The sequence below is a fragment of the Streptococcus sp. SM5 genome, assembly GCF_027497975.1.
Genome location: NZ_JAJNSC010000006.1, coordinates 40502 through 62378 on the forward strand (window position 1 = coordinate 40502; position 21877 = coordinate 62378).

The 21877-nt window shown below is 41.9% G+C and carries 20 protein-coding genes; 16 read left to right on the forward strand and 4 right to left on the reverse strand.

Features of this window, described 5'->3' with window-relative positions; genetic code table 11:
• Positions 1-37 precede the first annotated feature (37 nt).
• The 7 genes from PAN07_RS06005 to PAN07_RS06035 all read left to right on the forward strand — a co-directional run bounded on the left by PAN07_RS06005 (position 38) and on the right by PAN07_RS06035 (position 7552).
• Complete coding sequence (locus PAN07_RS06005) at positions 38-1045, forward strand: ABC transporter substrate-binding protein (protein WP_049540360.1); 1008 nt, start codon at positions 38-40, stop codon at positions 1043-1045.
• Positions 1045-1773 carry an ABC transporter ATP-binding protein gene (locus PAN07_RS06010; protein ID WP_265471017.1) on the forward strand — a complete coding sequence of 243 codons (729 nt, stop codon included), beginning with the start codon at positions 1045-1047 and terminating at the stop codon, positions 1771-1773. Before PAN07_RS06005 ends, PAN07_RS06010 begins: the two co-directional genes overlap by 1 nt.
• Before the next feature lie 118 nt (positions 1774-1891).
• On the forward strand, positions 1892-2350 hold the full coding sequence (locus PAN07_RS06015) for a CtsR family transcriptional regulator (RefSeq protein WP_024057371.1): 459 nt from the start codon (positions 1892-1894) through the stop codon (positions 2348-2350).
• Position 2351: 1 nt separating this feature from the next.
• Positions 2352-4784 (forward strand): ATP-dependent Clp protease ATP-binding subunit, encoded by a 2433-nt coding sequence (locus PAN07_RS06020; protein WP_269797487.1) that lies wholly within the window; start codon positions 2352-2354, stop codon positions 4782-4784.
• A 145-nt stretch (positions 4785-4929) separates the two neighbouring features.
• Complete coding sequence (locus tag PAN07_RS06025; protein ID WP_269797488.1) at positions 4930-5988, forward strand: AAA family ATPase; 1059 nt, start codon at positions 4930-4932, stop codon at positions 5986-5988.
• Between the two features lie 9 nt (positions 5989-5997).
• Positions 5998-6777, forward strand: coding sequence for a nicotinamide riboside transporter PnuC (gene pnuC / locus PAN07_RS06030; protein ID WP_265471020.1), 780 nt, complete (start codon positions 5998-6000; stop codon positions 6775-6777).
• A 1-nt stretch (position 6778) separates the two neighbouring features.
• The gene (locus PAN07_RS06035) at positions 6779-7552 is read left to right on the forward strand and encodes an NUDIX hydrolase (protein WP_269797489.1); all 774 of its coding nucleotides are present in this window, start codon (positions 6779-6781) and stop codon (positions 7550-7552) included.
• 72 nt (positions 7553-7624) lie between these two features.
• Here the strand turns inward: PAN07_RS06035 and PAN07_RS06040 are convergent, their stop codons facing one another.
• Positions 7625-7855 carry a hypothetical protein gene (locus PAN07_RS06040; protein WP_023947307.1) on the reverse strand — a complete coding sequence of 77 codons (231 nt, stop codon included), beginning with the start codon at positions 7853-7855 and terminating at the stop codon, positions 7625-7627.
• A 278-nt stretch (positions 7856-8133) separates the two neighbouring features.
• Between PAN07_RS06040 and PAN07_RS06045 the strand changes: the two genes are divergently transcribed.
• Entirely contained in the window at positions 8134-8832 is a 699-nt protein-coding gene (locus PAN07_RS06045; protein ID WP_261056448.1) for a hypothetical protein, read from the forward strand.
• 81 nt (positions 8833-8913) lie between these two features.
• Here PAN07_RS06045 and PAN07_RS06050 read toward each other — a convergent pair whose 3' ends face one another.
• The 3 genes from PAN07_RS06050 to hslO are packed head-to-tail and all read right to left on the reverse strand — an operon-like array spanning position 8914 to position 11300.
• The gene (locus tag PAN07_RS06050; RefSeq protein ID WP_269797490.1) at positions 8914-9459 is read right to left on the reverse strand and encodes a cysteine hydrolase family protein; all 546 of its coding nucleotides are present in this window, start codon (positions 9457-9459) and stop codon (positions 8914-8916) included.
• Position 9460: 1 nt separating this feature from the next.
• Positions 9461-10441 carry a tRNA dihydrouridine synthase DusB gene (dusB, locus tag PAN07_RS06055; RefSeq protein ID WP_000183317.1) on the reverse strand — a complete coding sequence of 327 codons (981 nt, stop codon included), beginning with the start codon at positions 10439-10441 and terminating at the stop codon, positions 9461-9463.
• A complete protein-coding gene (hslO, locus tag PAN07_RS06060) occupies positions 10428-11300 on the reverse strand; it encodes an Hsp33 family molecular chaperone HslO (RefSeq protein ID WP_049499132.1) in 873 nt (290 codons plus the stop codon). Before hslO ends, dusB begins: the two co-directional genes overlap by 14 nt.
• Before the next feature lie 164 nt (positions 11301-11464).
• On the opposite strand from hslO, the gene PAN07_RS06065 reads away from it, so the two are divergent.
• The 8 genes from PAN07_RS06065 (at position 11465) to dltB (ending at position 21875) form a co-directional block, all read left to right on the forward strand.
• The gene (locus PAN07_RS06065; RefSeq protein ID WP_049499133.1) at positions 11465-12892 is read left to right on the forward strand and encodes a helix-turn-helix domain-containing protein; all 1428 of its coding nucleotides are present in this window, start codon (positions 11465-11467) and stop codon (positions 12890-12892) included.
• Between the two features lie 159 nt (positions 12893-13051).
• The gene (glpK, locus tag PAN07_RS06070) at positions 13052-14560 is read left to right on the forward strand and encodes a glycerol kinase GlpK (protein WP_020902154.1); all 1509 of its coding nucleotides are present in this window, start codon (positions 13052-13054) and stop codon (positions 14558-14560) included.
• Positions 14561-14601: 41 nt separating this feature from the next.
• Positions 14602-16428, forward strand: a complete 1827-nt coding sequence (gene glpO / locus PAN07_RS06075; RefSeq protein ID WP_269797491.1) for a type 1 glycerol-3-phosphate oxidase — start codon at positions 14602-14604, stop codon at positions 16426-16428.
• Between the two features lie 70 nt (positions 16429-16498).
• Positions 16499-17203, forward strand: coding sequence for an MIP/aquaporin family protein (locus PAN07_RS06080; protein WP_020902151.1), 705 nt, complete (start codon positions 16499-16501; stop codon positions 17201-17203).
• Positions 17204-17443: 240 nt separating this feature from the next.
• On the forward strand, positions 17444-18622 hold the full coding sequence (locus PAN07_RS06085) for a ryptide export MFS transporter (protein ID WP_269797492.1): 1179 nt from the start codon (positions 17444-17446) through the stop codon (positions 18620-18622).
• A 309-nt stretch (positions 18623-18931) separates the two neighbouring features.
• A complete protein-coding gene (locus PAN07_RS06090; protein ID WP_000813667.1) occupies positions 18932-19063 on the forward strand; it encodes a teichoic acid D-Ala incorporation-associated protein DltX in 132 nt (43 codons plus the stop codon).
• 20 nt (positions 19064-19083) lie between these two features.
• A complete protein-coding gene (gene dltA, locus PAN07_RS06095) occupies positions 19084-20634 on the forward strand; it encodes a D-alanine--poly(phosphoribitol) ligase subunit DltA (protein ID WP_269797493.1) in 1551 nt (516 codons plus the stop codon).
• Positions 20631-21875, forward strand: a complete 1245-nt coding sequence (dltB, locus tag PAN07_RS06100; RefSeq protein ID WP_269797494.1) for a D-alanyl-lipoteichoic acid biosynthesis protein DltB — start codon at positions 20631-20633, stop codon at positions 21873-21875. Before dltA ends, dltB begins: the two co-directional genes overlap by 4 nt.
• The last annotated feature ends 2 nt before the right edge of the window (positions 21876-21877 follow it).

Consider the following 21877-nt stretch of genomic DNA (forward strand, 5'->3'; position numbering starts at 1 on the left):
AATAAGGATGTTTCAAAAAAGAAAAGAGGAAATCAAAATGAAGAAAACATGGAAAGTGTTTTTAACGCTTGTGACAGCTCTTGTAGCTGTTGTGCTTGTAGCTTGTGGTCAAGGAACTGCTTCTAAGGACAACAAAGAGGCAGAACTCAAGAAGATTGACTTTATCCTAGACTGGACACCAAATACCAACCACACAGGGCTTTATGTTGCCAAGGAAAAAGGTTATTTCAAAGAAGCTGGAGTAGATGTTGATTTGAAATTGCCACCAGAAGAAAGTTCTTCTGACTTAGTCATTAATGGCAAGGCACCATTTGCAGTGTATTTCCAAGACTACATGGCTAAGAAGTTAGAAAAAGGTGCAGGAATTACTGCCGTTGCCGCTATCGTAGAGCACAATACATCAGGAATCATCTCTCGTAAATCTGACAATGTAAGCAGTCCGAAGGACTTGGTTGGTAAGAAATATGGTACTTGGAATGACCCAACTGAGCTTGCAATGTTGAAAACTTTGGTAGAATCACAAGGTGGAGACTTTGAGAAAGTTGAAAAAGTACCAAACAACGACTCAAACTCAATCACACCAATTGCCAATGGCGTCTTTGATACTGCTTGGATTTACTACGGTTGGGATGGTATCCTTGCTAAATCTCAAGGTGTAGATGCTAACTTCATGTACTTGAAAGACTACGTTAAAGAATTTGACTACTACTCACCAGTTATTATCGCAAACAACGACTATTTGAAAGACAACAAAGAAGAAGCTCGTAAAGTCATCCAAGCTATTAAAAAAGGCTACCAATATGCCATGGAACATCCAGAGGAAGCGGCAGATATCCTCATCAAGAATGCACCTGAACTTCAAGAAAAACGTGACTTTGTCATCGAATCTCAAAAATACTTATCAAAAGAATACGCAAGTGACAAGGAAAAATGGGGTCAATTTGACGCAGCTCGCTGGAATGCCTTCTATAAATGGGATAAAGAAAATGGTATCCTTAAAGAAGACTTGACAGACAAAGGCTTCACTAACGAATTTGTGAAATAATGACAGAAATTAGACTAGAACACGTAAGTTATGCCTATGGACAAGATAGGATTTTAGAAGACATCAACCTGCAGGTGACTTCAGGAGAAGTTGTTTCTATCCTAGGGCCGAGTGGTGTTGGAAAGACCACCCTCTTTAATCTAATCGCTGGGATTTTAGAAGTCCAGTCAGGGCGAATTGTCCTTGATGGCGAGGAGAATCCTAAGGGGCGCGTGAGTTATATGTTACAGAAGGACCTGCTCTTGGAGCACAAGACTGTGCTGGGCAATATCATACTGCCTCTCTTGATTCAAAAAGTGGATAAGGCAGAAGCTATTGCCCGAGCGGATGAAATTCTTGCGACCTTCCAGTTGACAGCTGTACGAGACAAGTATCCTCATGAACTTAGTGGCGGGATGCGTCAGCGTGTAGCCTTGCTTCGAACTTACCTTTTCGGGCACAAGCTCTTTCTCTTAGACGAAGCCTTTAGCGCCTTGGATGAGATGACAAAGATGGAACTCCACGCTTGGTATCTAGAAATTCACAAACAGCTACAGCTGACGACCTTGATTATCACACATAGTATCGAGGAGGCCCTCAATCTTAGCGACCGTATTTATATCTTGAAAAATCGGCCTGGACAGATCGTTTCAGAAATTAAACTAGATTGGTCTGAGGACGAGGACAAGGAAGTCCAAAAGATTGCCTACAAACGTCGAATCTTGGCAGAATTAGGCTTAGATAATTAGAAAAATAGGGAGTTGGTGAAGATCATCCTTTACCAGCGCCCTTTTTCTTTTAAAAATGAGAAAATTTCGGTATAATAGTCAAAGATAGTCAAGGTTTAAAGAGAGAGGTGGGTTTGTAATGAGATTTAAAAATACATCGGATCATATTGAGGCCTACATCAAGGCGATTTTAGATCAATCTGGTATCGTGGAGTTGCAACGGAGTCAGTTGGCGGATACCTTCCAGGTTGTTCCTAGTCAGATTAACTACGTGATCAAGACACGCTTTACGGAAAGTAGAGGATACTTGGTTGAAAGTAAGCGTGGTGGTGGAGGCTACATTCGCATAGGACGGATTGAGTTTTCCAGTCATCATGAAATGCTCCGCGATTTGCTTTACTCAATTGGTGAGCGAGTTAGTCAAGAAATTTATGAGGATATTCTGCAGCTTTTGGTTGAGCAGGAATTGATGACCAAGCAGGAGATGAATTTGCTAGTATCAGTAGCTTTGGATCGCGTTCTAGGAGAAGAAGCTCCAGTTGTTCGTGCAAATATGCTACGACAGGTCATACAAGAGGTAGATAGAAAAGGGAAGTAAGATGAACTATTCAAAAGCATTGAATGAATGTATCGAAAGTGCCTACATGGTTGCTGGCCATTTTGGAGCTCGTTACCTAGAATCTTGGCACTTGTTGATTGCCATGTCCAATCACAGTTATAGTGTGGCAGGGGCGACTTTAAATGATTATCCATATGAGATGGACCGTTTAGAAGAGGTGGCTTTAGAACTGACTGAAACGGACTACAGCCAGGATGAAACCTTTACGGAATTGCCGTTTTCCCATCGTTTGCAGGTTCTTTTTGACGAAGCAGAGTATGTAGCGTCAGTGGTCCATGCTAAGGTGCTAGGGACGGAGCACGTCCTTTATGCGATTTTGCATGATGGAAACGCCTTGGCAACTCGTATCTTGGAGAGAGCTGGTTTTTCTTATGAAGACAAGAAAGATCAGGTCAAGATTGCTGCCCTTCGTCGCAATTTAGAAGAACGTGCAGGCTGGACTCGTGAAGACCTTAAGGCTTTACGCCAACGCCATCGTACAGTAGCTGATAAGCAAAATTCTATGGCTAATATGATGGGCATGCCCCAGACTCCTAGTGGTGGTCTCGAGGACTATACGCATGATTTGACAGAGCAAGCGCGTTCTGGCAAGTTAGAACCAGTCATCGGTCGGGATAAGGAAATCTCGCGTATGATTCAAATCTTGAGTCGGAAGACAAAGAATAATCCTGTCTTGGTTGGGGATGCTGGTGTCGGGAAAACAGCTCTGGCGCTTGGTCTTGCCCAGCGTATTGCTAGTGGGGATGTGCCTACGGAAATGGCTAAGATGCGCGTGTTAGAGCTTGATTTGATGAATGTCGTGGCAGGGACACGCTTCCGTGGTGACTTTGAAGAACGCATGAACAATATCATCAAGGATATTGAAGAAGATGGCCAAGTCATCCTCTTTATCGATGAACTTCACACTATCATGGGTTCTGGGAGTGGGATTGACTCAACTCTAGATGCGGCCAATATCTTGAAGCCAGCCTTGGCGCGTGGAACTTTGAGAACGGTTGGTGCGACTACTCAGGAAGAATACCAAAAACATATCGAAAAAGATGCAGCCCTTTCTCGTCGTTTCGCCAAAGTGACGATTGAAGAGCCAAGCGTGGTCGACAGTATGATCATTTTGCAAGGCTTGAAGGCGACTTATGAGAAACATCACCGTGTGCAAATCACAGATGAAGCGGTTGAAACAGCTGTCAAGATGGCTCATCGTTACTTGACTAGTCGTCACTTGCCAGACTCTGCTATCGATCTCTTGGATGAGGCAGCAGCAACAGTGCAAAATAAGGCTAAGCATGTGAAAGCAGATGATTCTGGCTTGAGTCCAGCTGATAAGGCCCTGATGGATGGCAAGTGGAAACAGGCAGCCCAGCTAATCGCAAAAGAAGAGGAAGTCCCTGTCTACAAAGACTTGGTGACAGAGTCTGATATTTTGACTACCTTGAGTCGCTTGTCAGGTATTCCAGTCCAAAAACTGACTCAGACTGATGCTAAGAAATACTTAAACTTAGAAGCTGAACTGCATAAACGTGTCATCGGTCAAGATCAAGCTGTTTCAAGCATTAGCCGTGCGATTCGCCGCAACCAGTCTGGTATTCGTAGTCACAAGCGTCCGATTGGTTCCTTTATGTTCCTAGGACCCACAGGTGTCGGTAAGACCGAATTGGCCAAGGCTTTGGCAGAAGTTCTTTTTGACGACGAATCAGCTCTTATCCGCTTTGATATGAGTGAGTATATGGAGAAATTCGCAGCCAGCCGTCTCAACGGAGCTCCTCCGGGTTATGTGGGTTATGAAGAAGGTGGGGAGTTGACCGAGAAAGTTCGCAATAAACCATACTCTGTTCTCCTTTTTGACGAGGTAGAGAAGGCCCACCCAGATATATTTAATGTTCTCTTGCAGGTCTTGGATGATGGTGTCTTGACCGATAGCAAGGGCCGCAAGGTCGACTTTTCAAATACCATTATCATCATGACGTCAAATCTTGGTGCGACAGCCCTTCGTGATGACAAGACAGTTGGATTTGGGGCAAAGGACATTCGTTTTGACCAGGAGAATATGGAAAAGCGCATGTTTGAAGAGCTGAAAAAGGCTTATAAACCTGAGTTTATCAACCGTATTGATGAAAAGGTAGTCTTTCATAGCCTGTCTAGTGATCATATGCAGGAAGTGGTGAAGATTATGGTCAAACCTTTAGTGGCAAGTTTGGCTGAAAAAGGTATTGACTTGAAATTACAAGCTTCAGCACTGAAATTGTTGGCAAATCAAGGATATAATCCAGAGATGGGAGCTCGTCCACTTCGTAGAACCCTGCAAACAGAAGTGGAAGACAAGTTGGCAGAACTTCTTCTCAAGGGAGAATTAGAGGCAGGCAGCACACTTAAGATTGGTGTTAAAGCAGGCCAGTTAAAATTTGATATTGCATAAAAATGGAGAATCAGGAGCAATCTTGATTCTCTTTTTTGCTACTTTTTTATAAAAAATAATAAAAAACTATTGACAAAAAAAATATAGTTTATAATAAAAACATAGATAATAAAAATATCAAAAATTATAAAAAGGCTATACGTTTATGAAAAAGAAAACAGCAGTGGTATTTGGAACCTTTGCTCCGCTTCATCAAGGTCATATCGATCTGATTCAGCGAGCCAAGCGGCAGTGTGACCAGGTCTGGGTTGTCGTTTCAGGCTATGAGGGAGACCGAGGAGAGCAGGTAGGCTTAACGCTTCAAAAAAGATTTCGCTATATCCGCGAGGTCTTTCGTGATGACGAGTTGACCTCTGTCTGCAAATTAGATGAAACCAATCTTCCTCATTACCCTATGGGCTGGCAGGAGTGGTTGGACCAAATGTTAGAGGATATTTTCTATGATGAAACCCAGCAAGACCTAATCTTCTTTGTGGGAGAGCCAGACTACCAGCAAGAATTATCAAATCGTGGCTTTGAGACTGTCTTGCAAGAAAGAAAGTTTGATATTTCAGCGACTATGATTCGAGAAAATCCAAGCAAATATTGGAAATATATTGCTCAACCCTTCCGACGTCAGTTTACAAAGAAAGTGTTGATTATGGGAAGTGCCAGCAATGGGAAGACCACTTTAGCTAAGGATTTGGCAAGGTATTACGATGCGCCGGTCAGCTTGGAATACGCACGCGAGTACCAGATCAAAAACAATGTCCGCGACGATGAATTGACTCCAAAGGATTACTACTATCTCCTTTTAGGGCAGTATGACCAGACCTCTAAGTTAATTGACAGTAATGCCAATCGAGGCCTAGTGATAGCTGACACCAACTCCTTAGTAACCAAGGGCTACTATGATTATTACATGGAGGCTGAGGACCAAGAGGACTTATCAGGAGAAACCTTTGACAATCTTTTTGTTTCGATCTTGGCTAAGGAAAAATGGGACTTGATTCTCTTTGTGCAACCTGTCGGCTCCTATGTCAATGACGGCTTTAGAGATATGACCATGGCAGAAGACCATATTCGTCATAGTTTTTCACAACATTTGGATCAGATGAGGGAGCGATATTTAACCACCATTCCACTAGTTTATCTAGCTGAGGATTACCTAGGCAATTATGAAGCAGCCAAAGTGGCTATTGATGCCATTTACCAAGCAGATTAGGAGAAAAATATGAAAAAACTAACTGAAAAAATCACACAATTTATCGAAAACTTTAAAAATGTCCATTCAGAAGCCCACAAGATCGGTTTTGCAGGGATCATGCGTCTGCTCTGGAAGGATCTCTTTATGGGACGTAGTCTCTTCCAGTGGTTGTATCTCATCGTCCTGTCAAGTGTTCCCTTGATCTTGGAATTCACGCAAAATACAGAAAGTCATGACTGGATGAGCTTGTTTGCATCCTGGACTGGGATTGTCTGTGTTATCTTGGTAGCAGAAGGGCGTGCAAGTAATTATCTCTTCGGGGCTATTAACTCAGCTATCTATTTGATTTTGGCCATGAATGCAACTTTTTATGGTGAAGTTTTGACGACTGTTTACTTCTTTGTCATGCAGCCGATTGGCCTCTATGCTTGGCTGTCCAATCGTATCAATGACCAAGGAAAAGTAGAAGAATCTCACTTTGAAGTCAAGAAATTATCTGTGCTTGATTGGCTCAAGTACTTGGCTTTGACTGCTATCATTTGGATTGGTATGGGCTTGGCTTATCAAAGTATCCATAGTGCTCGCCCTTTCCGTGATAGTGTTACCGATGCGACCAATGGTGTTGGTCAGCTCTTGATGACACGTCTCTACCGTGAGCAATGGATTTTCTGGATTGCAACCAATCTCTTTAGTATTTATCTCTGGTGGGGTGAAAATATCCACATCCAAGGGATGTACTGGGTTTACACTCTCAATAGTCTAGTAGGTTGGTACCAATGGACCAAGGCAGTTCGTAAGGAGGCATAAAATGACGGACATAAAGATTCCAGAAGGGATGACGGAAAAAGAATATTTTGAAATTCATGCCAGTCAGGAAGAGTTTTTAGATTGGTACTACAAGCAGGAACTCCCTCAATACGAAAAACCAAGTGTGACGGTGGATATGGTAGCCTACTGCTTTGTCGAAGGAAAGATCAAGCTCTTATTAATTCGTCGCAAGGCTCACCCTTATCAAAATTGTTTGGCTCTGGTTGGAGGATTTATGGACAAGGGCGAAGATGCTGCGCATGCCTGTCAGCGTGAGGTGAGAGAAGAAGTCAATCTCGATCTTCCTTTGGAAAAAATCGAGCAATTGATGACCGTATCGACTCCCGGCCGTGACCCACGGGGCTGGACAGTGACCATTGCCCACTTGGTTTATTTGCCTAGTCGTGCATTAGAACTTGTTCAAGCAGGAGACGATGCCAAGGATGTGGTTTTTGTAGATGTCGATTTTCAGACAGGCAAGTGCTTCTCAAAGGGAGTAGAGTTGGAGGATCAAGCCTTCGCTTTTGACCATTATGCCATTATCCAAGAATCCATCAAACGAATCCAAGGCCGTCTAGACTGGAACCCAACCTTCCTCTATCTGCTAGAGGAGGAGTTCACTGTCTACGAAGGGACTGAACTGGTCAATCTCATCAACCCCGGTCGTCCAATCGTCAGCAATAACTTTCTCGTAAAATATGGCGAGTACGTAGAAGAGGTTGGACTCAAACGAGTGCCTAAAAAGAAACCAAGAAAAACCTATCGATTGAAATAAAAAGCGAGGTCGGGAAAAGTTCCCGACCTCTTTAATTACAGTCATGAGATGAAATTTCTGTTGCGACTACTTTTATGGGTGGCTATCTTTCTTAGAATTGCTCAACAGGTGAGTAAAAAAGTCTTTGTATCTATACTTGAGATAGTTCTCATGTAAAAATAACAAGGCGATATAAACAATCAAAAAGATTGTAGTCAGATAAAACACATCAAATGCAGTTCGCGCATAGTAAGCGGCTGATTGATAAGAGCCAATTGCTCCCAAAATCAACCAAGGAAGATACTTATAATACTTATTTAGCATAAGAGTGCACCTCCTATATTCTATTTCAATGTTATTATATTCCTTTGTACTTAAAGGTGCAAGCGATTTCACAAAAACAAATTCAAATTTTTAATAGGAAAATCTCCTATTTTTCTGTTTTATTACGAATAGAAGAGTAGGAGGAGAAAATGTATCTAAAGTATTTAAGATTTTTAAAATAGTTTAGATAAATTGTTGACATATTCAAATTTGAATGTTACAATTATATTACAAAAAGATTTCATTATATTTCTAAAACATTACAAAGGAGTAGAAAAATGAAAAAGAAAACCTATATCAAATTGATGGCAGCAACTGTATTGGCCTCTACCTTGCTGTTAGGAGCTTGTGGGAATAAAAAGGAAACAACTCAAGCAAGCAGTTCTGCTAAGACAAGCCAATCATCAAGTTCTAAAGCAGCTTCTGCTAGCAAAGAAAGCAAGACTCAGAAGTCCTCAAGTTCAGCTGCATCTGAAAAGGCTAAGGCATCTACTGATCAATCTTCAGCAACTGCAACACCATCACAAGCGGCACCTACACCAGAGCAAAGACAAGGTCAAGAAGTGGCTAATCAACAGGTGGCTAGTCAACAAACTCCTGCTCAGACTCCTTCAACTCAACAGGCTTCTCAAGCTCAGTCTAATCAATCAAGCTATGATCCTACAACTGACCGCAAACTTCAAGACAAACAAGCAGAGCAAAATAAACGCTACAAGGGTGTTTTAACCATGGTAGACGGTGATTTCTCAGCTGCAGCGGGCAATTGGAAGGGAGCAAATGGCGAAATTATCACAGTTTCATCAGGAGGTCAATTTACAGTAGAATCTTCTGATGGAAAGAAAGAAAATTACTCTATCAAAGGCTATTCTTATACTCTTGATGATGGTAAGTATAATGCCAAAATTGGTGGAGGGAAAGTCATCCAAATTACAACAGGAGCGGATGGTAAGGTTTCCAGTGTTGCTTTGAGTCAATAATAGCTCTCAGTATTTGAATTTTTACAGTCAAAGAAAATCCGTCAGCTCAATAAGAGTTGACGGATTATTTTATACTTGTACTTATACTTGGGTTAAAAATTCTTCGGTAGTAAGAATTTGAGCAAACTCATCTTGTAGAGAAAGGATATTAATCTCATGGATAGTCTCAGGAGAGATGGCCTGACCGTTTTTGTTAGATAGGGTAAAACTGGCAGTAGCATCTGCTAGTAAAGTGACTTCAAAACCAAGATTTGCTGCCATTCGTGTCGTAGTAGATACACAATGAGGCAGGGTCAAACCAACAACGACTAAATGACAAATCTGATTTTTTCGTAAATATGTTTCAAGATTTGTTCCAATGAAGGCGCTATTAACCGTTTTTTGAAAGACAGTTTCTACAGTAACTGGCTCAAATCCACTTTTAAACTCCTGATTTTGTTTGTTATGAAATTGCGACTGGGGATTGTCAGATATGTGTTGAACATGTAAGACTGGAAGAGCATGTTTACGAAAGTATGCCAGTACCCTCAATGCTTGTTGTTCAGCTTGAGGGTTGTTCCGTTCTCCCCAGATAGGGTTATCAAATGCTTTTTGCATATCGATAATCAGTAGAGCAGTATGAACCATTTTAAGCCTTATCCAATTGCAAGAGAGCCTCAATCTCTGCCAGAGTGCTAGCTTGTGAAATGGCTCCACGGAGTTTGGCTGCGCCAGATGTTCCACGGAGGTAGTGAGGAGCGAGTCCACGGAATTCACGAACTGCTACGTTTTCTCCTTTGAGGTTAATTAAGCGTTTCAAATGTTCGTAGGCGATTTTCATCTTGTCCTCAAAGGTCAAATCAGGTAGGATTTCTCCTGTTTCAAAGTAGTGGTTGATTTGGTTGAAGAGGTAAGGATTTCCCATGGCAGCGCGGCCAATCATAACTGCGTCAGCACCAACTTCTTCGATGCGTTGTTTGGCTTCTTGGACCGTACGGATGTCACCGTTGGCGATGAATGGAATCTTGGTCAAAGCTTGAGCGACCTTGTGAAGGGTCTCAAGGTCTGCATGACCCGTATACATTTGTTCGCGGGTACGGCCATGCATAGCAAGGGCAGAAACACCTGCAGCTTCAGCAGCGAGGGCATTTTCTACTGCAAGAGACGGGTCAGACCAGCCTGTACGCATTTTGACAGTAAGTGGAATATCAAGGACAGATTGAACCTTGTTGATAATAGAGTAGATCTTGTCTGGGTCCTTGAGCCACATAGCGCCAGCTTCGTTCTTCACGATTTTATTAACTGGGCAGCCCATGTTGATATCCACGATATCGGTTTTGGTGTTTTCTTGGATGAATTCTGCTGCGCGTGCCAGGCTGTCTTCATCACTACCAAAAAGTTGGATAGAAACAGGGTTTTCGCCTTCATCGATATGAAGCATATGCAGGGTTTTTTCGTTGTTGTATTGGATTCCCTTGTCAGAGACCATTTCCATGACAACGAGTCCAGCTCCGAGCTCTTTTGCAATAGTACGAAAGGCTGAGTTGGTCACGCCAGCCATGGGCGCTAAAACGGTACGATTGGGAATCTCAACATTGCCAATCATAAAGGGTGTATTAAGATTTGTCACGAATGAGTTCCTCCAGGTCGTGTTCATCAAAGTTGTAAGTTGTTTGGCAGAATTGACAAGTGATTTCTGCCCCGTGGTCTTCCTCTTTCATTTCCTGTAAGTCTGAGCTTGGAAGGCTAGCAAGAGCGTTCATAAAGCGTTCATGGCTACAGTCACATTGGAAACGGATTTCTTCTTCAGAAAGACGCTTGTAGGCCTCGTCCCCGTAGATAGCCTTGAGGAGGGCTTCGATATGGTCTTCACTTTCGAGAAGGGTCGAGATAGCTGGCATTTCTTGGATGCGTTTTTCAAAGCGAGCAATCTCTTCTTCCTTGGCTCCCGGCAAGACTTGGACTAGGAAACCACCTGCAACCTTGACCTTGTCTTCTTCGTCCAAAAGGACATTGAGACCGACTGCTGAAGGTGTTTGTTGGCTTTCAGTCAGGTAAAAGGCAAGGTCTTCACCAATTTCTCCAGAGATAAGGGGAGTCATAGAGTTGTAAGGATTTCCAGTACCGTAGTCTGTGATAACGAGGAATTGACCATTTCCAACAAAAGGTCCAACTAGAACTTCACCAGTTGCAGTCTTTTTGATGTCAACACCAGGATTTTGAACGTAGCCTTTGACGTTACCTTTGGTATCAGCGACGGTGATGATAGCACCTAGGGAGCTAGATCCCAGCACCTTAACTGTTAGTTTAGTGTTTCCTTTTTCATTGGCTGCGAGAATCTGGCTAGCGATAAGAGTTCGACCAAGTGCTACAGTTGAGCTAGCTTGGGTTTGGTGTTTTTCTTGAGCAGTGCGGACGGTTTCTGTGCTGTCAAGGACAAAAGCACGAAAGGCTCCGCTTTCTGATATAGTTTTAATAATTTTATCCATAGCTACTATTTTAGCATAAAAATGCCCAAAGAGGGAGCCGTGTGTTTGTTGATTTTTAGGATAATGGACTGGGAAATTAGCATGAAAATAAAAAGAGAAACAGATTATTTCAGCATTTGTAAGATTTATGCTATGCTTAAGGTAGAAAATGAAAGGGGTAACAAATGTATTTAGGAGATTTGATGGAAAAGGCTGAATCTGGCCAATTTTCAATCCTTTCCTTTCTATTACAAGAGTCTCAGACGACCGTCAAGGCTGTAATGGAGGAAACAGGATTTTCAAAAGCAACCCTAACCAAATATGTCACCCTACTCAATGACAAGGCTTTGAACAGTGGCTTAGAGCTGAATATCTCCTTAGAAGATGAAAATCTGCGCCTGTCGATCGGTGCAGCTACCAAGGGGAGAGATATTCGGAGCCTGTTTTTGGAGAATGCTGTTAAATACCAGATTTTGGTCTATCTTCTCTACCACCAACAGTTTTTAGCCCATCAGCTGGCTCAAGAATTGATGATTAGCGAGGCTACGCTTGGTCGCCACTTAGCTAGTTTGAATCAGATTTTGTCAGAATTTGACTTATCCATCCAAAATGGACGTTGGCGAGGTCCAGAGCATCAGATTCGCTATTTCTATTTCTGTCTTTTCCGCAAGGTCTGGTCGAGTCAGGAATGGGAAGGTCACATGCAGAAACCAGAGAGAAAACAGGAGATTGCTACTTTAGAAGAAATCTGCGGTGCAAGTTTGTCTTCGGGTCAGAAATTGGACTTGGTTCTCTGGACTCATATCAGTCAACAGCGTCTTCGGGTCAATGCCTGTCAGTTTCAAGTCATAGAAGAGAAAATGCGAGGGTATTTTGACAATATTTTCTACCTTCGTTTGCATCGAAAGGCTCCGTCCTTTTGCGCTGGACAACACCTTCCTCTAGGAACTGAGGATGGGGAGATGATGATTTTCTTCTCTTTCCTCCTATCTCATCGCATTCTTCCTCTTCATACTATGGAATATATCCTTGGTTTTGGAGGGCAGTTGGCCGATTTGCTGACACAGTTGATTCAAGAAATGAAGAAGGAGGAGTTGCTGGGTGATTATACAGAGGATCACGTTACCTATGAACTCAGTCAGCTTTGTGCTCAAGTCTATCTCTATAAGGGCTATATTTTACAGGACCGCTACAAGTACCAGTTGGAGAATCGTCATCCTTATTTTTTGATGGAACATGATTTTAGGGGAACGGCAGAGGAGATTTTTCATGCCTTGCCTGCCTTTCAGCAGGGGACGGATTTGGATAAGAAAATTCTCTGGGAATGGCTCCAGTTAATTGAATATATGGCTGAAAATGGTGGCCAGCATATGCGGATTGGTTTGGATTTGACATCAGGTTTTCTTGTCTTTTCAAGGATGGCAGCCATTTTGAAACGGTATTTGGAATACAATCGTTTTATTACCATTGAAGCCTATGACCGAACTCGACATTATGATTTGCTGGTTACCAATAACCCGATTCATAAGAAGGAACAGACTCCAGTTTATTATTTAAAAAACGACTTGGATTTGGAAGATTTGGCAGCGATTCGTCAGTTATTATTCACTTAAAAGGCTTGGTTGTTCCAGGTCTTTTTTGTGAAATTCACACAATCTACTCACATTTTTTAAAAAATTAAAAAAAGTTGATGAATAAGAAAGCGCTTTATTTTGTATACTAGTTAGTGTAAAGAGGAAACATCCTCAAGATCTTTATCAGGAGGACAGCACATGTCACAAGAAAAATACATTATGGCCATTGACCAGGGAACTACAAGTTCTCGTGCCATTATTTTCAACAAAAAAGGAGAAAAAGTTAGCTCGAGTCAAAAAGAGTTTACCCAGATTTTCCCTCAGGCAGGTTGGGTAGAGCACAATGCCAATGAAATTTGGAACTCTGTTCAGTCAGTTATTGCGGGTGCTTTCATCGAAAGTGGTGTCAAGCCAAATCAAATCGAAGCAATCGGGATTACCAACCAGCGTGAAACAACTGTCGTCTGGGATAAGAAAACAGGGCTCCCTATCTACAATGCTATCGTTTGGCAATCACGTCAGACAGCTCCTTTGGCTGAACAACTAAAAAGTCAAGGTTATGTGGAAAAATTCCATGAAAAGACTGGTTTGATCATCGATGCTTACTTCTCTGCTACCAAGGTTCGTTGGATTTTGGATCATGTAGAAGGTGCTCAAGAGCGAGCAGAAAAAGGGGAATTGCTCTTTGGTACCATCGATACTTGGTTGGTTTGGAAATTGACTGACGGTGCGGCTCACGTGACGGACTACTCAAATGCAGCTCGTACCATGCTTTATAACATTAAAGAACTTAAATGGGATGATGAGATTTTGGAAATCCTCAACATTCCAAAGGCTATGTTGCCAGAAGTTCGTTCTAACTCTGAAATCTATGGTAAGACAGCTCCATTCCATTTCTACGGTGGAGAAGTGCCAATCTCAGGTATGGCTGGGGACCAACAAGCAGCCCTCTTTGGACAGTTGGCCTTTGAACCAGGTATGGTCAAGAATACTTATGGAACAGGTTCTTTCATCATCATGAATACTGGTGAAGAGATGCAGTTGTCTGAGAACAACCTATTAACAACCATTGGTTACGGAATCAATGGCAAGGTTTACTATGCCTTGGAAGGTTCAATCTTCATCGCAGGCAGCGCCATTCAGTGGCTTCGTGATGGACTTCGCATGGTTGAAAATTCACCAGAATCTGAAAAATATGCCCGTGATTCTCACAACAATGATGAAGTTTATGTCGTTCCAGCCTTTACAGGTCTAGGTGCTCCATACTGGAACCAAAACGCTCGCGGTTCTGTCTTTGGCTTAACTCGTGGAACAAGTAAAGAAGACTTTATCAAGGCGACTTTGCAATCTATTGCTTATCAAGTACGTGACATCATCGACACCATGCAAGTGGATGCTCAGACAGCTATCCAAGTCTTGAAAGTAGACGGTGGTGCAGCTATGAACAATTTCCTCATGCAGTTCCAAGCTGACATTTTGGGAATCGATATCGCACGCGCCAAAAACTTGGAAACAACAGCCCTAGGAGCAGCCTTCCTAGCAGGTTTGTCAGTAGGTTATTGGAAAGACTTGGATGAGTTGAAACTCTTGAATGAGACAGGAGAGCTCTTCGAGCCATCGATGAACGAATCTCGCAAGGAACAACTCTACAAGGGCTGGAAGAAGGCTGTAAAAGCAACGCAAGTCTTTGCGGAAATCGATGACTAATACTGGAAGAATAAAGCGACTTAGTTAGAAAGTGTGTAAATATGGAATTTTCAAAGAAAACACGTGAATTATCAATTCAAAAAATGCAGGAACGTACCTTGGACCTCTTGATTATCGGTGGAGGAATTACAGGGGCTGGTGTAGCCTTGCAGGCAGCGGCTAGCGGTCTTGAGACTGGTTTGATTGAAATGCAGGACTTCGCAGAAGGAACATCTAGCCGTTCAACAAAATTGGTTCACGGTGGTCTTCGTTACCTCAAACAATTCGACGTAGAAGTGGTATCAGACACTGTTTCTGAACGTGCTGTAGTTCAACAAATCGCTCCCCACATTCCGAAACCAGACCCAATGCTCTTACCAGTTTACGACGAAGATGGAGCGACCTTTAGCCTCTTCCGTCTTAAAGTAGCCATGGACTTGTACGACCTTTTGGCAGGAGTTAACAACACGCCAGCTGCTAACAAGGTTTTGAGTAAGGAAGAAGTCTTGGAACGCCAGCCAAACTTGAAGAAAGAAGGCTTGGTAGGAGGTGGGGTTTACCTTGACTTCCGTAACAACGATGCGCGTCTCGTGATTGAAAATATCAAACGTGCCAACCAAGACGGTGCCCTCATTGCTAACCACGTGAAGGCAGAAGGCTTCCTCTTTGACGAAAGTGGCAAGATTACAGGTGTTGTAGCTCGTGATCTCTTGACAGACCAAGTCTTTGAAATCAAGGCCCGTCTGGTGATTAACACAACAGGTCCTTGGAGTGATAAAGTACGTAACTTGTCTAATAAGGGAACACAATTCTCACAAATGCGTCCAACCAAGGGAGTTCACTTGGTAGTGGATTCAAGCAAGATCAAGGTTTCACAGCCGGTTTACTTTGATACAGGTTTGGGTGATGGCCGTATGGTCTTTGTTCTCCCACGTGAAAACAAGACCTACTTTGGTACAACGGATACAGACTACACAGGTGATTTGGAACATCCAAAAGTGACTCAGGAAGATGTGGATTACCTACTTGGCATTGTTAACAACCGCTTCCCAGAAGCTAACATTACTATCGATGATATCGAAAGCAGCTGGGCAGGTCTTCGTCCATTGATCGCAGGCAATAGCGCTTCTGACTACAATGGCGGAAATAACGGAACTATCAGTGATGAAAGCTTTAACAACTTGATCGCGACTGTCGAATCTTATCTCTCTAAAGAAAAAACGCGTGAAGATGTTGAGTCTGCTGTCAGCAAGCTTGAAAGCAGCACATCTGAGAAACATTTGGCCCCATCTGCAGTTTCTCGTGGTTCGAGCTTGGATCGTGATGACAATGGCCTTTTGACCCTTGCTGGTGGTAAAATCACAGACTACCGTAAGATGGCTGAAGGAGCTATGGAGCGCGTGGTTGACATCCTCAAAGCAGAATTTGACCGTAGCTTTAAACTTATCAACTCTAAGACTTACCCTGTTTCAGGTGGGGAATTGAACCCAGCAAATGTTGATTCAGAAATCGAAGCCTTTGCGCAACTTGGAGTGTCACGTGGATTGGATAGCAAGGAAGCTCACTATCTCGCAAATCTCTATGGTTCAAATGTACCGAAAGTCTTTGCCCTTGCTCATAGTTTAGAACAAGCACCAGGACTCAGCTTGGCAGATACTTTATCACTTCACTATGCAATGCGCAATGAGTTGGCTCTTAGCCCAGTTGACTTCCTCCTTCGTCGTACCAACCACATGCTCTTTATGCGTGATAGTTTGGATAGCATCGTTGAGCCAGTTTTAGATGAAATGGGACGATTCTATGACTGGACAGAAGACGAGAAAGCAACTTACCGTGCGGATGTTGAAGCAGCCCTTGCTAACAACGATCTAGCGGAATTGAAAAATTAAGAAAAACTAGAAGAGAGGGAGACAAGCCTTCCTTGCCTTCCCTCTCCTTCTTTAAAATGGAGACAACGATATGATGAAAGAATTATTTGGAGAATTTTTGGGGACTTTAATCCTGATTCTTCTAGGAAATGGTGTTGTTGCAGGTGTGGTTCTTCCTAAAACCAAGAGCAACAATGCAGGTTGGATTGTGATTACTATGGGTTGGGGAATTGCTGTAGCCGTTGCGGCTTTTGTATCTGGCACGCTCAGCCCAGCCCACCTAAATCCAGCTGTAACGTTTGCGATGGCCTTAAAAGGAACGCTCTCTTGGGCTTCCGTTTTCCCATACATCCTAGCTCAGTTCGCAGGGGCTATGCTGGGTCAGATTTTGGTTTGGTTGCAATTCAAACCGCATTATGAGGCAGAAGAAAATGCAGGCAATATCCTGGCAACCTTCAGTACTGGACCAGCTATAAAAGATACTGTATCAAACTTGATTAGTGAAATCCTAGGAACTTTTGTATTGGTATTAACAATCTTTGCTTTGGGACTTTATGACCTTCAAGCAGGAATCGGAACCTTCGCAGTGGGAACTTTGATTGTCGGTATCGTTCTATCACTAGGTGGAACAACAGGTTGTGCCTTGAACCCTGCGCGTGACCTTGGACCTCGTATCATGCATAGCATCTTGCCAATTTCAAACAAGGGAGACGGAGATTGGTCTTACGCTTGGATTCCAGTTGTGGGACCTGTTATCGGTGCAGCCTTGGCCGTGCTTGTATTCTCGCTTTTCTAATCTAGAAAACAATTATGTTGAAAAGCTTGAGATGAAAATCTCAGGCTTTTTTTCATTGAGTATAACTAATTAGTACTATCCAATCAACGATAATAATTCCTTCAAAAAATAGGAATAATAAAGGCAATAGTTTTTGCTTTTTTATGTGAAAAATCTCACTTTTGTTTTCTGCTATTTTATGCTAAAATATTAAAAATCAAATTTTAATTCCAAAGTTGGCAACTAAGATAGGAGAGCTATATGTCTAATTCATTTATCAAATTGTTAGTCTCTCAATTGTTTGCAAATTTAGCAGATATTTTCTTTAGAGTAACAATCATTGCTAACATATACATTATTTCAAAATCAGTAATTGCCACATCATTAGTTCCTATTTTAATAGGGATATCCTCTTTTGTTGCTAGTCTTTTAGTTCCTTTAGTTACTAAAAGACTAGCGTTAAATAGGGTTTTATCTTTATCCCAATTTGGAAAGACTATATTATTGTCGATGCTGGTAGGAATGTTTATACTAATGCAATCAGTAGCGCCTTTGGTGACCTATCTATTTGTTGTTGCAATTTCCATATTGGATGGTTTTGCAGCACCTGTTTCCTATGCTATTGTGCCGCGCTATGCGACCGATTTGGGTAAGGCTAATTCAGCCTTATCAATGAGTGGTGAAGCTGTTCAATTGGTGGGTTGGGGATTAGGTGGACTCTTATTTGCAACAATTGGTCTGTTACCTACCACGTTTATCATTTTAATCTTGTATATCATTTCTAGCTTTCTGATGTTATTTCTGCCTAACGCTGAAGTGGAGGTGTTAGAGTCAGAAACTAATCTTGAAATTTTGCTCAAAGGTTGGAAGTTAGTTGCTAGAGATCCTAGATTAAGACTTTTTGTATCAGCAAATTTATTTGAAATTTTCTCAAATACGATTTGGGTTTCGTCTATCATACTTGTCTTTGTAACTGAGTTATTAAATGAAACGGAAAGTTACTGGGGATATTCTAATACAGCATATTCTATCGGGATTATAATTAGTGGCTTAATTGCTTTTAGGCTATCTGAAAAGTTCCTCGCTGCTAAATGGGAAAGTATTCTTTTTTCTCTGGTAGCTATGGCAATAGTGACACTGACTATTCTACTTTTTCCAAATGCACAGGTGTTTTTAGTATTTTCGGCTTTAGTTGGTATGTTATCGCAGCTAAAAGAAGTTCCTGAAAGTGTATTTCTTCAGGAAACAGTAGAGGAAAATAACTTGGTTAATGTCTATTCCGTTCTGGAAGTGATTTCGACATTAGCATTTTCAGTATTTGTTTTGCTAATGAGCTATATTACTGAGAATTTTGGTATTAGCATCAGTTTTTGGCTATCAGCAATTTGTCTGATGATAGAAGCTATTTTAATTTATATCAGACGAGATTATTTTAAATGAGAGACTAGTTAAAAAGTCTTGAAAAATTAGAAAAGCGCATAATATCGGGTGTTGAAACTTGATATTGTGCATTTTATTATGGAAAGATTTACTTCATTTTCTTCTAAAATTGAGTTTTTGCCCAGGGACACTCTATTTGAAATATTCATAGAAAAACCGCATAATCTTTAAAATTAGCTTAAATGTAGTGAAAATGTACGGTAAACAATTGAAAAAATACTATATAAAGTGGTACAATGGTAGAAAAATAAGCTAGTAAGAATCACTCTTATTTTAGCGAAAAATTACAGAAATGAATGGTTTTTCTTGATGAAACAGAGAAAAGAATTGTACCTCTTTCTTGGTCGGACAGCCTTGTATTTTCTTATCTTTCTGGGGCTGCTTTACTTCTTTAGCTATCTTGGTCAGGGTCAAGGAAGCTTTATCTATAATGAATTTTAACTTGAAGGAGAATTCCTATTGTGTCAAATAAACCAATAGTAGATATGATTGAAACCATTGAGCATTTTGCTCAGACACAGCCTAGCTATCCTGTTTACAATGTTTTGGGGCAGGAACACACTTATGGAGATTTAAAGGCTGATTCGGATAGTTTGGCTGCAGCCATTGATCAACTGGATTTGCCAGAGAAGTCTCCTGTGGTTGTTTTTGGTGGCCAAGAATATGAAATGTTGGCAACTTTTGTAGCGCTGACTAAGTCAGGTCATGCCTACATTCCAATTGACAGCCATTCGGCCTTGGAGCGAGTTTCAGCTATTTTAGAAGTAGCGGAGCCAAGTTTGATTATTGCCGTTTCAGACTTCCCATTGGAGCAGGTTTCTACGCCGATGATGACTCTAGCTCAGGTTCAAGAAGCCTTTGCTCAAGGGTCTAGATATGAGATCACGCATCCAGTCAAGGGAGATGATAACTACTACATTATCTTTACTTCTGGTACGACTGGTAAGCCAAAGGGAGTACAGATTTCACATGATAATCTCCTCAGCTTTACCAACTGGATGATTACGGACAAGGAATTTGCGACGCCAAGTCGTCCGCAAATGCTGGCTCAGCCCCCTTATTCTTTTGACCTGTCCGTCATGTACTGGGCGCCGACCTTGGCACTGGGAGGTACGCTTTTTGCCCTTCCTTCAGCTATTACTCAGGACTTTAAGCAACTCTTTGCGACCATTTTTTCATTGCCAATCGCTATCTGGACTTCAACGCCTTCTTTTGCGGATATGGCTATGTTGTCAGAAGACTTTAATAGCGAGAAAATGCCTGGCATCACGCATTTCTACTTTGATGGTGAAGAATTGACGGTTAAAACGGCTCAAAAACTGCGCGAACGTTTCCCAAATGCCCGTATTATCAATGCTTACGGCCCAACAGAAGCGACAGTGGCCCTGTCAGCAGTTGCCGTGACAGATGAGATGCTAGCGAATCTCAAACGTCTACCAATTGGCTATACCAAGGCTGATTCTCCAACCTTTATCATTGACGAGGAAGGAAATAAACTGCCAAATGGCGAACAGGGAGAAATCATTGTTTCTGGACCAGCTGTTTCAAAAGGATATATGAACAATCCTGAAAAAACAGCAGAAGCCTTCTTTGAGTTTGAAGGTCTGCCAGCCTATCACACAGGTGATGTGGGAACCATGACAGATGAAGGCTTGCTTCTCTACGGCGGACGCATGGACTTCCAGATTAAGTTCAACGGTTACCGCATTGAGTTAGAAGATGTCTCTCAAAACCTCAATAAGTCTCGCTTTATCGAGTCTGCTGTTGCAGTACCGCGCTATAATAAAGACCACAAGGTGCAAAATCTTCTAGCCTATGTCATCTTAAAAGATGGTGTTCGTGAGCAGTTTGAGCGTGATATCGATATTACCAAGGCCATTAAGGAAGACTTGACAGATATTATGATGTCTTATATGATGCCGTCCAAATTCCTTTATCGAGACAGTTTGCCACTGACTCCAAATGGAAAAATTGATATCAAAGGATTGATTAATGAGGTAAATAGGAGATGATGGAGTTTTTTAAACAGCTTCCTCATTTAGAGCCATACGGCAATCCTCAGTATTTTGTCTATGTGATTGCTGCAACCTTGCCCATCTTTATCGGCCTCTTTTTCAAGAAACGCTTTGCCTGGTACGAGGTATTGGTTAGTCTCTTCTTTATCGTTACCATGCTGGTAGGTGGGAAGACTAATCAATTGGCTGCCTTGGGCATTTATCTGTGCTGGGAAATATTGCTCTTGCTTTTCTATAAGCACTATCGAAAAAGTAAGGATGGTAAGTGGGTTTTCTACCTAGTTAGTTTTCTGTCCCTACTGCCGATTATCTTTGTCAAGGTGCAGCCAGCTATCAATGGAACGCAGTCTTTGCTTGGATTTTTGGGAATTTCTTACCTGACCTTTCGTTCGGTTGGGATTATCATCGAGCTGAGAGATGGAGTGATTAAGGATTTTAGCCTCTGGGAATTCCTCCGCTTCCTACTCTTCATGCCGACTTTTTCAAGCGGGCCAATCGATCGCTTTAAGCGGTTTAATGAAAATTATCAGACCATTCCTGAGCGAGATGAGTTGATGGATATGCTGGATGAATCTGTTCGCTATATCATGTGGGGATTTTTGTATAAGTTTATCCTAGCTCATGTTTTAGGAGAAACCTTACTCCCTCCTCTAAAGAATCTAGCCTTACAGTCAGGTGGTTTCTTTAACCACTATGCCTTGGCAGTCATGTATACCTTTGGTCTGGAGCTATTCTTTGACTTTGCAGGGTACTCTATGTTTGCCTTGGCCATTTCAAATTTGATGGGAATTCGTAGCCCTATCAACTTTAATAAGCCTTTTTTATCAAGGGATTTAAAGGAATTTTGGAATCGCTGGCACATGAGTCTCTCTTTCTGGTTCCGTGACTTTGTCTTTATGCGAATGGTGATGGTACTGACTAGAAAGAAGGTCTTTAAAAATCGCAATGTAACCTCAAGCGTGGCCTATATTGTAAATATGCTGATTATGGGATTTTGGCACGGTGTGACCTGGTACTATATCGCCTATGGACTCTTTCATGGGATTGGACTGGTTATCAATGACGCTTGGATTCGCAAGAAAAAAACGCTCAATAAGGAACGGAAAAAAGCAGGGAAGCCTACTCTACCTGAGAATCGCTGGATTCAGTTGCTTGGCATGGTTGTTACCTTCCATGTCGTCATGCTGTCATTCTTAATCTTTTCTGGATTTTTGAATGATTTATGGTTTAAAAAATAAAA